12 protein-coding genes are annotated in these 15,218 nt (G+C 47.5%); 2 read left to right on the forward strand and 10 right to left on the reverse strand.

Annotated features, from left to right (window positions below; genetic code table 11):
* On the reverse strand, window positions 1-1,622 hold a 1,622-nt coding region (gnpA, locus tag WMO75_RS11130; RefSeq protein ID WP_349078029.1), incomplete at its 3' end, for a 1,3-beta-galactosyl-N-acetylhexosamine phosphorylase.
* A gap of 192 nt (window positions 1,623-1,814) precedes the next feature.
* Between gnpA and WMO75_RS11135 the strand changes: the two genes are divergently transcribed.
* The gene (locus WMO75_RS11135; RefSeq protein WP_022215653.1) at window positions 1,815-2,648 is read left to right on the forward strand and encodes a helix-turn-helix transcriptional regulator; all 834 of its coding nucleotides are present in this window, start codon (window positions 1,815-1,817) and stop codon (window positions 2,646-2,648) included.
* Here WMO75_RS11135 and WMO75_RS11140 read toward each other — a convergent pair.
* From WMO75_RS11140 to moaA, 3 genes are read right to left on the reverse strand one after another with little or no spacing between them, the layout of a single operon-like run.
* Window positions 2,636-4,885: a glycoside hydrolase family 95 protein gene (locus WMO75_RS11140; protein ID WP_349078030.1), complete on the reverse strand. Its 2,250-nt coding sequence runs from the start codon at window positions 4,883-4,885 to the stop codon at window positions 2,636-2,638. The genes WMO75_RS11135 and WMO75_RS11140 overlap by 13 nt on opposite strands.
* Before the next feature lie 23 nt (window positions 4,886-4,908).
* Window positions 4,909-5,502 (reverse strand): molybdenum cofactor guanylyltransferase, encoded by a 594-nt coding sequence (gene mobA, locus WMO75_RS11145; RefSeq protein ID WP_298089462.1) that lies wholly within the window; start codon window positions 5,500-5,502, stop codon window positions 4,909-4,911.
* Between the two features lie 21 nt (window positions 5,503-5,523).
* Window positions 5,524-6,498 (reverse strand): GTP 3',8-cyclase MoaA, encoded by a 975-nt coding sequence (gene moaA / locus WMO75_RS11150; protein ID WP_349078031.1) that lies wholly within the window; start codon window positions 6,496-6,498, stop codon window positions 5,524-5,526.
* Between the two features lie 156 nt (window positions 6,499-6,654).
* On the opposite strand from moaA, the gene fdhD reads away from it, so the two are divergent.
* Window positions 6,655-7,458: a formate dehydrogenase accessory sulfurtransferase FdhD gene (gene fdhD / locus WMO75_RS11155; protein WP_349078032.1), complete on the forward strand. Its 804-nt coding sequence runs from the start codon at window positions 6,655-6,657 to the stop codon at window positions 7,456-7,458.
* A gap of 73 nt (window positions 7,459-7,531) precedes the next feature.
* Here fdhD and WMO75_RS11160 read toward each other — a convergent pair whose 3' ends face one another.
* The 6 genes from WMO75_RS11160 to WMO75_RS11185 form a co-directional block, all read right to left on the reverse strand.
* Window positions 7,532-7,933, reverse strand: a complete 402-nt coding sequence (locus tag WMO75_RS11160) for a winged helix-turn-helix domain-containing protein (protein WP_022215657.1) — start codon at window positions 7,931-7,933, stop codon at window positions 7,532-7,534.
* A gap of 36 nt (window positions 7,934-7,969) precedes the next feature.
* Window positions 7,970-8,515 (reverse strand): molybdopterin-guanine dinucleotide biosynthesis protein B, encoded by a 546-nt coding sequence (gene mobB / locus WMO75_RS11165; RefSeq protein ID WP_118698356.1) that lies wholly within the window; start codon window positions 8,513-8,515, stop codon window positions 7,970-7,972.
* A 13-nt stretch (window positions 8,516-8,528) separates the two neighbouring features.
* The gene (locus tag WMO75_RS11170; protein WP_118698357.1) at window positions 8,529-9,734 is read right to left on the reverse strand and encodes a molybdopterin molybdotransferase MoeA; all 1,206 of its coding nucleotides are present in this window, start codon (window positions 9,732-9,734) and stop codon (window positions 8,529-8,531) included.
* Window positions 9,735-9,959: 225 nt separating this feature from the next.
* A complete protein-coding gene (gene fdhF, locus WMO75_RS11175) occupies window positions 9,960-12,665 on the reverse strand; it encodes a formate dehydrogenase subunit alpha (protein WP_118698311.1) in 2,706 nt (901 codons plus the stop codon).
* Between the two features lie 26 nt (window positions 12,666-12,691).
* Window positions 12,692-14,560, reverse strand: coding sequence for an NADH-ubiquinone oxidoreductase-F iron-sulfur binding region domain-containing protein (locus WMO75_RS11180; RefSeq protein ID WP_118698312.1), 1,869 nt, complete (start codon window positions 14,558-14,560; stop codon window positions 12,692-12,694).
* The gene (locus WMO75_RS11185) at window positions 14,560-15,042 is read right to left on the reverse strand and encodes a complex I 24 kDa subunit family protein (protein ID WP_118698313.1); all 483 of its coding nucleotides are present in this window, start codon (window positions 15,040-15,042) and stop codon (window positions 14,560-14,562) included. The genes WMO75_RS11180 and WMO75_RS11185 overlap by 1 nt, the downstream gene beginning before the upstream one ends.
* Window positions 15,043-15,218 lie beyond the last annotated feature (176 nt).

Consider the following 15,218-nt stretch of genomic DNA (forward strand, 5'->3'; position numbering starts at 1 on the left):
AAGCCGGCGCCGTTGTAGACAAATTCTTTTACGGCAGTGATGATCGTTTCGTTTACCCAGTACTCGCCGCCGCTCTGTGCGGTATCTGCATCGCCTACGTTGATCACAACATCAAAGTTTTTCAGCAGATCCTTATTTTCCAGGATATCATCAAAACTGATGAAAGAAACATCAAACGGTGCACCGCTCAAAGCCTCGATGATCCCAAAGTAAGAATAATTCTGTTTGTAATAAATTGCGTGATGTACCATGTGGTTGCCCCAGGAACGCATTTTTCCCCAGCAGTTCAGGACAGCTACACGCTTCACACAGTATGGGGTCACGCCCTGGATATTGTCATAGAGTGTACGGAATTCCTGACATACCTCTTTGATATACTGTACAAAATCCGGGAATTCCAGAGCAAGTTTCAGGTATCCGCCGTAACCGATCCTCTGAATCGGGCTTCGAAGGATCGCACGTCTTGCTGTTACCCAGTTTACTTTGGCTTCCTTGACCGGATCGCCGCCCTCATGGAAGGTATCCGGGAAAAAGTACGGAAGGAAACGTCCTTCTGTATATTTTACGTTCTTGATATCGCTGAACAGACGTAAGGTCGCACCGTTTCCGACACTTCCAACGACAGCATCCAGTCCGATGGAGGCAAACTCGTCCATAAACGGCTCCATGCCGATCCAGTGATCGCCCATGAACATCATGGCTTCCTTGCCATATTCATGGACAATGTCTACCATCTCTTTGGCAAGCTTCGCAACTTCTCTTCTCTGGAAAGCCAGGAAGTCCTTAAATTCTTTGGACGGAATACGGTATGTATTATTCATGTAGCCCTGGTCGATAATGTATTCCGGACGGAATGCATATCCTACTTCTTTTTCAAACTGCTCAAGGATATACGGGCTGACAGATGCGGAGTAGCCGAACCAGTCTACATATTTTTCTCTCGCAAGCTCATCAAAGATCAGGGTAAACTGATGGAAAAATGTCGTAAAACGTACTACATCCACATATTGATGCGTATCAAGGAAACGACGGAGACGCTCCAGAGAATGTGCCCTTGTCTTCGGCTGGCGCACATCAAAAGTGATCTGCGGCTCTACGTCCTTCCAGTCGTTTACAACAGCATTGTACATATGAACCGGGTCCCACATGATATATGCCAGAAAGCTGACCGTATATTCATGAAAAAGCTTCGCCGGTGTGATCACGACATTTCCTCTCTCTTCGTCATAAGACCACTGATCTGTCGGAACGACTTCGCCTGTGGTACGGTCAATGACTTCCCACCATCTGGTGATGTCGTCACGGGTATTTACTTTCAGCATGTCCGGGTAAAGGTGATCCATAAGGTGGATCTCAAGCTTCTCCTCCGTTGCTGTATGGAAAGAACTCATGATGTACATCTGCTGGATCTCATCCGGGTTTGCCTTTGCCCATGCATTGTCTTTTCTTGTTGTATAATAAGTAGCGTAGATCTTTGCGCCTGTGTCTTTGAGTTCTGCCGGGAACTCTGTTCCATCGCAGTCACGGATCGCATCTGCGCCCCATTCCTCTACGATATCCAGTGTTTCCTTTACCACATCCAGGTTTGTCGGGATCGTAACTCTGCCTTTGTTCTGGCTCATAGGTGTACCTCCGTTTTATATTTATGTATTTGGTTTATCATCTGTTTCTGTTCTCTTTCAGATACTATCAGAATACGTCCTTTTTCTCTGTTTTTCAACGTTGTTCTTGCTATGCTTTTTAGAAATCTTGCGGTATTTTATCTTTTGTGCTATCCTGACAGTTGAAAAATATTTCGGACCCGGGAGGTACACATGAGCACACGGTTTTTTTCTTTTTCGGACGATACTCCTTTTTCAACGGAAGCTGCCCTGGTGAACGCCTCTTCTTCCCACTATGAGGAAGACTGGCCCAGTATCCCACATACCCATGCATTCACGGAACTCTTTTACGTCAGTGAGGGAAGCGGGGAATTCCTGATCGAAAACCAGCGTTTTTCTATTAAAAAAGATGACCTGATCATCGTCAACCCTCATATCCAGCATACGGAAACTTCCCTAAGTGCCTCGCCGCTTTCTTATTATACGGTCGGTGTGGACGGGATCAGTTTTTCCTTCCAGGATCAGAAAGAATTCCAGATCTTTCACTGCCGCCAGAAACATGCCGACCTTTTGTTTTATTTTCATTCCCTTTTTCAGGAACTGGATGAAAAAAACGATGGTTATGAAGAGATCTGCAAACATACGCTTGCCATTCTGATCGCCCAGCTCCGCCGCTTTGCCGTCTCTGATTTCCAGTTGTTTCCATCCTTTCATCCAAGCAAAGAATGTGCCCTCGTCAAGCGTTATCTGGATTCCCACTACAGCGATGACATCAACCTGGAACAGCTTGCCAGCTTAAGTCATCTGAATAAATATTATCTGAGTCACGAATTCACACGCTACTACGGCATCTCCCCAATCAGCTATCTGACCCACCGCCGGATCGAAGTATGCAAAAATCTCCTGGAGAATACAGACCATGAAATTTCTGATATTGCTCATCTTGCCGGATTTTCCTCGCAGAGTTATCTGGCACAGAGTTTCCGGAAATACTGCGGCATGACCGCCGGGGAGTACCGCCGCAGCAAAAAGAATCAGACAATATGACAGATGACATCTGTTTTCAGCATTACTTTCTTCTCGGTTCCATTGTACAAAAGTGTGCGTACCGTATCTGTCTGTGATCGCAGACTGCATTCGGTAATGCATCTGTCTTTCCAGACAAAGTCAATGGTAATGCCGCCCGGTACCCTAAGGCCGCTTATCTTTCCATCCTTCCACTCCGTCGGAAGTGCCGGAAGAAAGAAGATCCTGTCATCCTGATACTGTACCAGCATTTCCAGGACAGCAGCCGCAAACCCGAAATTCCCGTCGATCTGAAATGGCGGATGTGCACAGAGCATATTCGGGTAGATCCCGCCGCCGACCAGACTGCAAGTTTCTTCTTTTGTAACGCGAAGCTGATTTTTCAAAAGCTTCAACGCACGCTCTCCATCTCCGAGCCGCGCCCAGAGACATGCCTTCCATGCCATGCACCAGCCGGTTCCCTCGTCTCCTCTTCTGTCCAGTGCCACGCGGCAGGCAACCAGAAGTTCTTCGTCCTCTCTGTGGATCAAATTTCCCGGATAAAGCCCGTATAGCTGCGAAACATGTCTGTGGTGCACATCCACTTCCGGATAATCCAGATACCACTCCTGAAGCTGTCCTTCTTTCCCGATCTTAAATGGCGGTAGTTTTTTGAGTGCAGCTTTTACTTCATTCATAAGATCTGTGATATCGAGGATCTCACAGGCTTTCAGATAATTTCTAAACAATTCCTTCAGGATACTGCAATCCATTGTCGAACCAAAGGTCACACTATGGACACTGTGATCCGAGGCTGTAAATGTATTTTCCGGCGACGTAGATGGTGCTGTGACGAGGTATCCGTCATAAGGCACCAGATATCCCAGATAAAATTCCACTGCTCCCCGGATAAGTGGAAAGGCTTTTTCTCTCAGAAACTCTCTGTCCAGTGTGTAGCGGTAATGCTCCCACAGATGACTGCAGAGCCACCCGGAACTCATCGGCCACATAGAGTAGGTACAGGGATTTTCATCCTGCCCGAAATATCCGACCGGGCTGGAATGTCCCCAGATATCCACATTATGATGGCTCACCCATCCATCCAGATAATAGACTTCTTTTGCCGTCTTTTTTCCACGCGAGGCAGTCCGTTCGATCAGATCAAACAGCGGCTCATGGCAGTCGCTTAAGTTCGCCTTCTCTGCCATCCAGTAATTCATTTCTGTATTGATGTTTACCGTATAGTTGCTGCTCCACGGAGCTCTTAAGTCATGGTTCCAGATTCCCTGAAGGTTTGCACACTGTGTGCCAGGCTTAGAGGAAGAGATCATAAGATAACGGGCATAGTGAAACATTTTTGTTATAAGATCATTCTGCACACCGGGAGTCAGTGTAAAATCCATCCGGTCAAAATAGGCTGCATATGCCTTCTTGTGAACTTCCTTTAATTGTGGATATGAAAGGTCACAGATCTGTTCCAGCATCTGTTTCTTTCTGGATAAATAAGAATCCTGTGCCTGAAAGTCCGTTATCCCGGACAGATAAATATACACATCATTATCTGCAGTCACGAGAAGCGTGTTGTCTTTTTGACGGATGCAGCCGTTCGGTGCCTGCACGGAAATAGCGATCGCAAACCGTGTTCCTTTTCCCTCTTCATAGACGATCGGATGCTCACAGGAATAATACGACGGTGCCGTATAGACCGGAGCCTGTCCCTCCAGCACAAGTCCACTTGTCCCAAAAGCAGAACATGCATGCCTTATCTGACTGTCCAGAGAAATACGCAGTTCCAGACTGCTGCCTGCGTCGGCCTTATAATGAAGCGCCATGACCGGTTCTGACATACTTACAAAAAATTCTCTTTGATATCCCTGCCCGTCCTGACAATATACAACCTGTTCCAGCGCATCCTTAAGTGAAAGCTGTCTCTGGTATGACCCATGCTCTTTTAACTCAGGTATGTTTGCATCAATATGCAGATTTCCTGCCGGAAGATAGCTCTCTGTCCAGTCGCCAAGGATGTTCTCTTTGCAATAGGATTCCGCCTCTTCATACTCTCCGGCAAAGATCTTCTGGCGCAAAAGATCCCAGTCCACATCTGTATTTTTGTTTTCTTTGCTTCTTCCGGTCCCGGACCAGAGTGTATCCAGATTCAGCTCGATCTTTTCCTCCCGAAGCCATCCATATGACATCGCTCCCATAGAACCGTTCCCCAGAGGAAGAGCCTCATTCCATGCTCCTGCCGGTCCGTTAAAAACCAATGATAACTCATTCATTTTATTATTCTCCCAGATATCTTTTATGCCTGAAAATTTTCTTTAGATACTTCTTCATAAACCTTCGGATCATTAATATTTGTAAAATACCGGTCATCTTCCTGTGTATCATAGCAGGAATAGCCGATCTCATTGAGAAAACGGAAAACCGAAGATTGCCCGCGTTCCAGAAAGGCGCGGATGTCACTTGACAAACTGGTTTCGTAAACTGCCATCAGAGATTCTTCTTTACCATTGTGGCGGAGAAGGGTGACGCAGTTCTGATCATCTGCATCGGCGCTCTGAATGAGGTTCTGAAGTTCAGATACCGGCACCAGCGGGGTGTCTACGCCAAGGACAATACACCGGTCCGCTCCATCCTGGGCTGCTTTATTAAGGCAGGCTTCGAGGCCGCCGAGAGGTCCTCTTTCTTTGATCCTGTCCATAACGATCTCTTCTGTGCAGTGTGCGCCGCGATAGCCTGAGACGTAGATCCTGTCAACACCCAGTTCTCTTCCCTTCTGGATCTGGATCTCCAGAAAAGATTTCCCGTCAAGCTTAAGATCGCTCTTTTCTTTTCCCATACGACTGCTGGCTCCTCCTGCCAGAACGATCATTGCTAGTTTGTTTTCGCCCATATACATCCCCCTGTTTCCTTTTCAGCCACCGATCTGTGACATCAGCTTAAGTTCATCCTCGTCAATCGCCTGTGAAGTAAAATGATGCTCACCCGGTTTTTCCCAGATCACTCTGCGGATCGCCTCGGTCAGTTCTTCGTCGGTGCATCCGTTTCTCATCAGTGCCTTGAGGCTTATTCCGGTCTGATACTGCAGACAGGCTTTGAGATAGCCCTCCGCGGTCATTCTGACACGGTTGCACTGCGAACAGAATTTGTGTGTCATCGCACTGATAAAACCGATTTTTCCCTGAAAGCCTTCGATTTCGTAATAATGGCACGGACCATTTCCGTAGTGCTCTATAACCGGTGTCATCTTGCCATAAGCACTCTCAAGGATCGAACAGATCTCATCTTCTCCCCGGAAACGGAACTCTTTGCCGTATCCGATCGGCATCATCTCGATAAAGCGCACATGGATCGGATGGTCTCTCGCAATCCTGGCGACTTCCACCAGATTCTGCGGATCATCGATCACCGGTACACAGTTGATCTTGAGACCGATCTGTGGATATTTCAGAGCCTCCTTCATGCTCTCCAGAACTTTAGGAAGGCCCTCTCTTCGCGTGATCTTTCCGAATGCCTCTTCATTCAGCGTATCCAGGCTGATATTGATATTGTCGATCCCTGCCTCTGCCAGTTCACTGATCTGCTCCCCCAGAAGGACACCATTTGTCGTCAGCGTTACTTTCTCTATTCCCGGAAGTTCTTTGAGCATCCGTACCAGTGCGGCACTGTTCTTTCTTGTCAGAGGCTCGCCGCCGGTCAGTTTTATTTTTTTGATCCCCAGAGTTGTCATACAGCGGCAGACTCTCTGGATCTCATCGTAGGTCAGGATCTCTCCATGTGAGATCTGGCAGATTCCCTCTTCCGGCATACAGTAAATGCATCTGAGATTGCACCTGTCGGTGATCGAAATCCGAAGATAATCGATCTCACGTCCATATCTGTCTTTCATAGTTAAATTTTCTCCGTTCCTTTTTTATTTTGTCTACCCCACTTTAAAAAGGCTTTTATTGTTTTATATCTTAATTTGTTCTTTTGAAATCCTCTGACTTCTGCTATACTTATCTATAAATATATACAATAAAAACTTTTTAGCATTGGAGAAATTATGCATATTAACGAACAATACCACGATCTTCCATTACTGGAAACACAAACCTATCAGTTCATCGGCAGGGAAGGTGAGATCCTTACCAAAGAAGAACAGGTCCTCAATGAGCATCTGATCGATGTCTATCTCAATGACCAGCTTACCATGAAACTGATCTGTCTCCCGCAGCATCTCACAGAACTCGTCCTAGGACGGCTCCTGACGGAACATATCATCCAGTCCATCGACGATGTCGAGCAGTTCTACATCTGCGAGTACGGCAAGCGCGCCAAGGTTTATCTCAAACAGTCTCAAACAACCGATGCAAAGAAAAACACTTCCTTCGTAGAGACCACCCCTACCTGCTGCACCGGCAACCACATCCTGAATGATTATTTCTCATCTGACTATCCGCCGGTTCCTGTCACCCCGATCGAATGGAAACCGGAATGGATCTTCCACATGGCAGACACCTTTGCCGATGGGATGCCGCTTCACGGTGTCACCTTCGCCACCCACAGCTGTCTCCTTGCCCGCAGAGACGAGATTCTTTTTTCCTGTGAGGACATCGGACGGCATAACGCACTTGACAAAGTGATCGGCTATGCTCTCCGTCATCAGATCGACCTTACGGAATGCATGGTCTATTCCAGCGGAAGGATCCCGACCGATATGGCAATGAAAGCGATCTATGCCGGAATTCCGGTGCTTTCCAGCAAGGCATCTCCTACCACAGAGGCGATCGAACTTGCCAAAGCCTATCGCCTGACCCTCGTCTGTGCCGCCAGAAGAGACCGGATGAAAGTCTTCAGTCAGGTCTGATCTTTCTTATCTGTGCAGAAACTGCGACAGGATGCTTCTGTTCGAAACGAAACATCCTGCCGCATCCTCATAGCTACAAATATTCCTTAAAATATTCCTTAAAATATTTCTCAAAAGCCTTCTGGCTTATTTCTTTCATTTCTTCCAGTAATGCTTCATAGCGTCTCATAAACTCACGGCCTTCTTCCGTGATCCTTGAATTTCCTCCGTGCGGTCCGCCGTTATAGCGGTCAAGAAAAGTAAATTCCATCTGTTCCTCCGCCCGGTTCAGAAGCTTCCAGCATTTGGAATAGGACATTCCCATCTTCTTGGATGCCGCATGGATCGTCCCTTCTTCATCAATATACTGAAGAAGATGAAAAAGCCCCGGTCCAAAAAAATCGATATTCTTCGACAGAACGATCTTGGTCTTTATGCCAAGCACTGCGTCCTCGTTCTGCTGCTCCGTTGTAATATTCTCTGTTTTTTCACTCATTCCGCGTTTTGTTACTCCTCATTTTTGCTGTGCTGGTCATTGCCGTCCGGTCTGTCTCTGTCTCCATAAGCAATAAATCCAATCCGACAGAACTTCTGTTTCATTCAGGTCAAAAAATGGCAATTCTTCCAGCAAAGCGCTTCCCGCCGCATCCAGTTCTTCCCTTCGAAGATCCGTCACGATTCCCAGAAGGAATCTCGGATCACAGACAGATCTCGAAGAATTTCCCCGTCGTATGACCTCGATCTTGGGGTATTCCGAATATTTAAAACCCTCCAGCAAGACCACATCTGCCTCAGGAAAGCAGGCAATCAGTTCGTCCGTCTCTGGTGACGGCTGATATTTGACCATCATATATTTTGTCCCGGAAAAAACAAGCGTCCCGCAGGCTCCGGCTTCCCCGAATCTCCAGGTGTCTGTCCCCGGTATATCCGCTTCAAACTCATGCCCGTCATGCTTGATCACAGCAGCTTTAAGACCTTTTTGTTTCAGCTTCGACAAAAGTGATGCGATCAATGTTGTTTTTCCCGAATTTTTGACTCCGCTTACCGCCAGTATCAGCTGACCCTTCTGTTCTTTCATTTCGCTCATCCTGTCACAGAAGAAGAACTTCCGCTTCTTCTCCTGCATGACTTCCGGTCTTTCCCTTCTGCATCTCGATCAGACAGTTACATCCTGCCATGGTCGAAAGGATTCCATTCGAATGGATCTTGGTAGGGATCGTCACGGTTTCTCCGTCTGTGACCGCACGTACATAACGGCGTCCTCCGACACTCTTACCAAAATCATTCGTCAGAGTACATTTCTTCCTTACCGGACGAAGTGTGTCGTCCTGTGTCAGCTTCTGGATCATCGGACGGATCAGAAGATCCACAGATACCGCCGCCCCAAAAGGATTTCCAGAAAGACTGAGCATCGGTGTGCCTTCATAGACAGAAAAAAGCGTCGGCATTCCCGGCTTCATCTCAAGCCGCCAAAAAATCCTCTGTGCTCCCAGGATCCGGACTACCTCGTGCATGATATCCTTCTTGCCTACGGATACCGCGCCCGTTGTAATGATCAGATCTGAAACCTCCGCCGCTTCTCTGACTGCCTCTGCCATATCCTGTGGGTTGTCCGGGATCTTATCGATCCGTGTCAGTTCTGCGCCAAAATCCATCAGTCTCGCTGCAAGGAGACTCTGGTTGCAGTCATAGATCTTGCCCAGTTTCAGTTCTTCTCCCGGCTTCATCACTTCATCACCGGTTGTCAGGACCGCAACTCTCGCCCGTCTTATAACAGGAACTTCTGCCACACCCATGCTGGCAAGGATTCCTATCTCTATAAAACTGAGTTTTGTACCCTTTTTCAGTAAAACTGTACCTTTCTTAAAGTCTTCACCCTGAAAACAGTAGTCCTCCCACTGTTCCATGCTCTTGTAGATCTGTACGGTATCCTCTCCATAATCCGTATTTTCCTGTCTGACGCAGCAGTTACATCCTGCCGGAATCGCCGCACCTGTCATAATACGTACCGCTTCCCCGTGCTGCACGGTTCCGTCAAAATATTCTCCGGCATCAACTTCCCGGATCACTTTGAGTGTGACCTGCTTTTCCGGCAGTGCTCCCGCCAGATCCTCAGCCTTACAGGCATAGCCATCTACCGGTGCACGGTCAAATGGAGGATTGTCTCTCTCTGCTTTCATGTCCTCTGCCAGTATCCTGCCGTTTGCTGAAAGTAAAGACACAGTTTCCGCTTCCTGTACCGCTTTCGTATACATCAGCAATTGCTCAATTGCTTCTTCTACCCTGAGATTTTCCAAAACATTTCTCCCCTGTCCTTCAAACATCGTTTTCCAAACTGGTGTCTGATTAATGATATTTTTTCTCAACAAAATGTCACAATCCTGTTTTCGATTTATTGTAACATATAGACAAAAAAAGCTCAACCTTTTCGCTTCTTTTGAACAAAAAAGCAGAGGATATTTTCGACACCTCTCCGGTCTCTGAAAATATCCTCTGTTCTGAATCATTTATAACATCTGATCTTATGCTTTTTCAATTCGGATCGCACATACTTTGTATTCCGGGATTCTTGCATATTTATCAAGTGCTGCATTTGTCAGCCAGTTTGCATTTCCATCCGGGAAGTGGAATGGCATCCAGGATTCTCCCTTGGATACTTTGGTTCCCACACGGGCGGTGGATTCGATCTGTCCTCGTCTGGAGGTCACACGTACTCTGTCGCCGTTCTTGATTCCCAGTTTCTCAGCATCCTGCTCATTCATTTCGATGAAGGATCTGCCCTCGATTTCCATCAGTTCCGGTGTCTTTCCTGTCATTGCTCTTGTTGTGTAATGATACAGGATTCGTCCGGTCATAAGGATGATCGGATATTCCTCATCCGGAAGCTCTGCTGACGGAATGTACTCTGCCGGATAGAACCATCCAAGTCCTCTCGCAAATTTGCCGACGTGCATGATCGGTGTTCCAGGATGATCCTTGGTCGGGCATGGCCACTGGAGGCCCTTGCCGCCTACTTCTTCGCTGTCCAGACGTGCATGGCTGATTCCGCCGAAGGATGGTGTTACAGATGCGATTTCATCCATGATCTGGGCGGAAGTCAGGTGCGGCTGCGGATATCCCATACGGTTCATCAGATCAATAAGGATATCGGTATCCAATCTTGCATTTCCTGGAATTGTCACTGCTTTACGCACACGCTGTACACGACGCTCTGTATTTGTAAAGGTTCCCTCTTTTTCTGCATAGCTGACACCTGGAAGGATGACATCTGCATATTCTGCGGTCTCTGTCATGAAGAGTTCCTGGATCACAAAGAATTCCAGGCTTTCCAGTGCCTTGATGATATGATGTGTATCCGGGTCGGTAACAACCGGGTCCTCTCCATAGATATAAAGGCCTTTGATGTCGCCCTTGATCGCTGCCGGGAATACCTCTGTTGCATGAAGTCCCGGATTCGTGTTCAGCTTGGTGTTCCATGCTTTTTCAAATTTGGCAATTACTTCCGGGTTGGCTACTTTCTGATATCCCGGGAAGTCTCCAGGAGATGCACCCATATCGCAGGCTCCCTGTACGTTGTTCTGACCACGGAGCGGGTTGACACCACAGCCCTCACGGCCAAGTTTACCAACCAGAAGTGCCATATTGGACATGGACATAACGCCCTCTGTACCAGTGGAATGCTCGGTTACACCAAGACAGTAGATGATCGGAGCCTTGTCGGCTTTTGCGTACATGATCGCAGCTTTTCTTAAGTCGTCTGCATCGATGTGGCAGATCTGGGCTACACGCTCCGGTGTGTAATCCTTAACGATCTCTTTGATCTTCTCATAACCTTCGGTTCTCTCTGCGATGAATTTGTCATCCTGGAGTCCTTCGGAAATGATAACGTTCATGATACCATTTGCAAATGCAACGTTGGTACCTGGTTTCAGTTTCAGATGGATGTCTGCATGTTTTGCAAGATCGATGTCACGCGGGTCAACAACGATCAGCTTGCAGCCACGCTGTACTGCCTGACGGATCTGCATACCTACAACCGGATGTGCTTCTTCCGGGTTGGAACCTACGAGCATGATCACATCTGGTTTCTTGGTAATATCCTCGATTGGGTTGGTCATTGCACCGGAACCAAGTGTCATCGCCAGACCTGCTACAGATGCGGAGTGGCATACACGTGCACAGTTATCGGTATTGTTGGTTCCGAAGCAGGTACGGACCATCTTCTGGACCATGTAGATATCCTCGTTCGGTGAACGGGAGCATGCAAAACCAGCCAGAGATTCGGAACCATATTTCTTCTTGATCTCCATAAATTTGGATGCAACCAGATCAAGAGCCTCGTCCCAGGTTGCTTTCTCAAATTTACCGGTTTCTTTGTTCTTGATCAGCGGATCTGTGATCCTGGACGGATGATGTACGAAGTCAAAGCTTCCGCTTCGTCCCTTAACACAGAGAAGTCCTTTGTTTGACGGTCCGTCATAAGCTTCTGTATCTACGATCTTACCGTCCTTGACAAGCAGGTAATACTGACATCCTGTCGCACAGTGCGGGCAGGTAGTAAGGACTTTCTTGTCGATTTGGTATGCACGGTATTTCTTTCTTCGTTTCATGGTGAGCGCACCGGTCGGACATGCCTGTACACAGTTTCCGCAGGACTCGCAGGTGCCGTCTGCCCAGAGACCTTCACCGTTTCCGATCACGGACTGGAAACCACGTTCCAGAGTTGCGATCGCGCCTCTTCCTACGATCTGGTTACAGGTGTTGACACATCTGTGGCACAGGATACAGAGGCTTGGATCATAGGTAAAAAATTTGTTGGAATCATCAATCTCTCCACCGCTCTTCGCTCCTGTATAACTTGATGTTTCTACACCATACTCATAAGCATAGTCCTGGAGTTTACAGTCACCGTTGCCCGGACAGGAGAAACAGTGAGTGTTGTGGTCGGACAGAAGCAGATCCAGTGTCTGTTTTCTTGACTCGACTACTTTTTCTGACATGGTGAAAACTTCGTCACCCTCAGAAACCTGCATCGTACAGGCGGTATCTATTTTTGTTCTTCCATTATTCTTTACTTCAACTACACATAAACGGCAGGAACCGTCCGGCAGTAGATCTTCTATATAGCACAGAGTAGGAATCGTAATCCCTACCTTCTTGGCTGCGTGAAGGATGGTCGTACCCTTCTCGACTTCAACAGGCTTGCCATCAATCGTCAAATGAATCATGTCGTTCCCTCCTTTTCTGCATCTGTTTATTTCACGCCGATCGCACCAAACGGGCAGTTGTCCATACAACTTCCGCATTTGATACATTTGGACGGATCAATCTTGTGCGGCTGTTTCTTCTCGCCTGCGATCGCACCAACCGGACAGTTACGTGCACATTTCGTACATCCTTTACATTTCTCAGGATCGATCTCGTAAACTTTCATTGCCTCGCAGACATGGGCACGGCATTTACCCTCTACGATATGTTCGATATATTCGTCACGGAAGTTCTTGAGCGTACTGAGGACCGGAAGAGGTGCACTCTTGCCAAGTCCGCAGAGAGAACGCGCCTGGATGAATTTCGCTGTTTCTTCCAGTTTGTCAAGGTCTTCCATCTCGCCCTTGCCGTCTGTGATCTTCTCAAGGAGTTCGAGCATACGCTTCGTTCCGATTCGGCACGGACCGCATTTCCCGCAGGATTCTCTCTGAGTGAATCCCATGAAGAATTTCGCAACATCGACCATACAGGTGCTCTCGTCCATAACAACCAGACCGCCGGAACCGATGATCGCATTGTATTTCTTAACCTGGTCAAAATCAAGCGGAACGTCCAGATTCTCTTCTACGAGACATCCGCCGGAAGGTCCACCGATCTGAACACCTTTGAATTTACCGCCGCCCTTGAGACCGCCTCCGATATCATAAATGATGGTACGGAGTGTGGTTCCCATCGGAACTTCGATAAGACCGGTATTGTTTACGTTACCGGTAAGTGCGAATGCCTTGGTTCCCGGGCTTCCTTCTGTACCAATGCTTCTGTACCACTCAACACCATTGGTGATGATCATCGGTACGTTGGCATAAGTCTCAACGTTGTTTAATACGGTTGGTTTTGCAAAAAGTCCCTGCTCTACTGTACGCGGCGGCTTCACACGCGGCATACCTCTCTTACCTTCGATAGAAGCTGTCAGGGCACTACCCTCACCACAGACGAAAGCTCCTGCTCCACGGTTGATGTGGAAGTGGATACAGAAATCTGTTCCGAGGACATTGTCACCGATCAGACCATGCTCCTCTGCCTGTGTGATTGCCTTCTGCAAACGCTCTACTGCCAGAGGATACTCGGCACGTACATAGATGTATGCATTCTGTGCACCGGTCAGATAAGAACCGATCAGCATACCCTCGAGCATCTTGTGCGGGTCACCTTCCATGATGCTTCGATCCATGAATGCACCCGGGTCACCCTCGTCACCATTACATACAACGTAACGCTGGGTTTCCTTCTGGCGGGCAACCTGTTTCCATTTCCTGCCGGCCGGGAATCCACCGCCGCCTCGTCCACGGAGACCGGATTCTTCCATCATATCCAGTGCTGTATCCTTGTCTATGTCAAAAAGTACCTTCTCCAGTGCAGAATAGCCGCCTACAGCGATATACTCCTCGATATTCTCTGCGTCGATATGTCCGCAGTTCTTAAGTACCAAACGCATCTGTCCAGCATAGAACGGAATGGATTCCTCACTCTGGTAAACCTGTCCGTCCTTATGATACAGCAGTCTCTCGATCGGCTGTCCCTGGCAGATCGTCTTCTCATAAATTTCTTCGCAGTCCTCAACTTTGACTTTGATATAGAGGATTCCGAGAGGCTCGATCCTCATCAGAGGTCCCATCTCACAGAATCCGTGGCATCCGCTCTTTCTGATCTCAGGATGCGGAACTTCTCCTTCAAATTCTACAGAAACCTGTCCGTTTCCCTCGGACAGTTCTACCATCTTGTCATAAATTTCCTTGGAGCCGCTGGCAATACATCCGGTTCCTGCACAGACCAGGACGCGGAGCTTCGCTGCATGCAGACGTTCCTCTGCTTCTTTGCGCAGATTCTGAAGTTCTTCTCTGTTATGTAAAAACATTACTCGGCACCTCCCTCTCGCAGTTTGTGGATCAGCTCTACTGCCAGATCCGGGGTCATCTTCGGATGAACGTCATCATTAACCATCATGACTGGTGCAAGTCCACACGCACCCAGACAGGATACAATCTCTACTGTAAAAAGCATATCGTCTGTGGTGTGCTTCTTGTCATTCAGTCCAAGCTCCTTCATCAGGGCTTCTCTGACCGGTACGGATTTCCTTACATGACAGGCAGTTCCGTCACATACCTTGATCACATATTTACCTTTTGCTTCGAATGAAAAATTCTCATAGAATGTTGCCACACTATATGCTCTTGAACGGGTTACCCCGATCTCATCTGCTACATAGTTCAGAAGTTCTTTCGGCAGATAACGATACGCAGCCTGAATATCCTGCATGATCGGGATCAGAGAATCCGGCTTGCGTCCATAAACAGCAATGACCTCATCTGCCTTATCATAGTATGATTTGTCTAACATTCAGTTCCCTCCTTTTCACGTTCACTGTGTTTTTGCATTGCTCCCACATATATTTTTATTATAGAAGATGTTTTTTCATATTTCAAGTATTTTTTGTGTATTTTGCTTATTTTAGTCCTGATTTTGCAGTTGCTTTTTGTATAATTTTACAAAACAACTCGGTAAGTTATAGTTAA

It is taken from the genome of Blautia intestinihominis, assembly GCF_040096655.1.
Classification (GTDB): Bacteria; Bacillota; Clostridia; order Lachnospirales; family Lachnospiraceae; genus Blautia_A; species Blautia_A intestinihominis.

What these genes read in the sequence shown, in the direction of transcription:
- fdhD (WP_349078032.1), top strand. Translation starts at nt 6,655, where the DNA reads ATGCATATTAACGAACAATACCACGATCTTCCATTACTGGAAACACAA.
- WMO75_RS11160 (WP_022215657.1), bottom strand. Translation starts at nt 7,933, where the DNA reads ATGAGTGAAAAAACAGAGAATATTACAACGGAGCAGCAGAACGAGGAC.
- WMO75_RS11185 (WP_118698313.1), bottom strand. Translation starts at nt 15,042, where the DNA reads ATGTTAGACAAATCATACTATGATAAGGCAGATGAGGTCATTGCTGTT.
- mobA (WP_298089462.1), bottom strand. Translation starts at nt 5,502, where the DNA reads ATGGGCGAAAACAAACTAGCAATGATCGTTCTGGCAGGAGGAGCCAGC.
- WMO75_RS11180 (WP_118698312.1), bottom strand. Translation starts at nt 14,560, where the DNA reads ATGTTTTTACATAACAGAGAAGAACTTCAGAATCTGCGCAAAGAAGCA.
- moaA (WP_349078031.1), bottom strand. Translation starts at nt 6,498, where the DNA reads ATGAAAGACAGATATGGACGTGAGATCGATTATCTTCGGATTTCGATC.
- mobB (WP_118698356.1), bottom strand. Translation starts at nt 8,515, where the DNA reads ATGAAAGAACAGAAGGGTCAGCTGATACTGGCGGTAAGCGGAGTCAAA.
- WMO75_RS11135 (WP_022215653.1), top strand. Translation starts at nt 1,815, where the DNA reads ATGAGCACACGGTTTTTTTCTTTTTCGGACGATACTCCTTTTTCAACG.
- fdhF (WP_118698311.1), bottom strand. Translation starts at nt 12,665, where the DNA reads ATGATTCATTTGACGATTGATGGCAAGCCTGTTGAAGTCGAGAAGGGT.
- WMO75_RS11140 (WP_349078030.1), bottom strand. Translation starts at nt 4,885, where the DNA reads ATGAATGAGTTATCATTGGTTTTTAACGGACCGGCAGGAGCATGGAAT.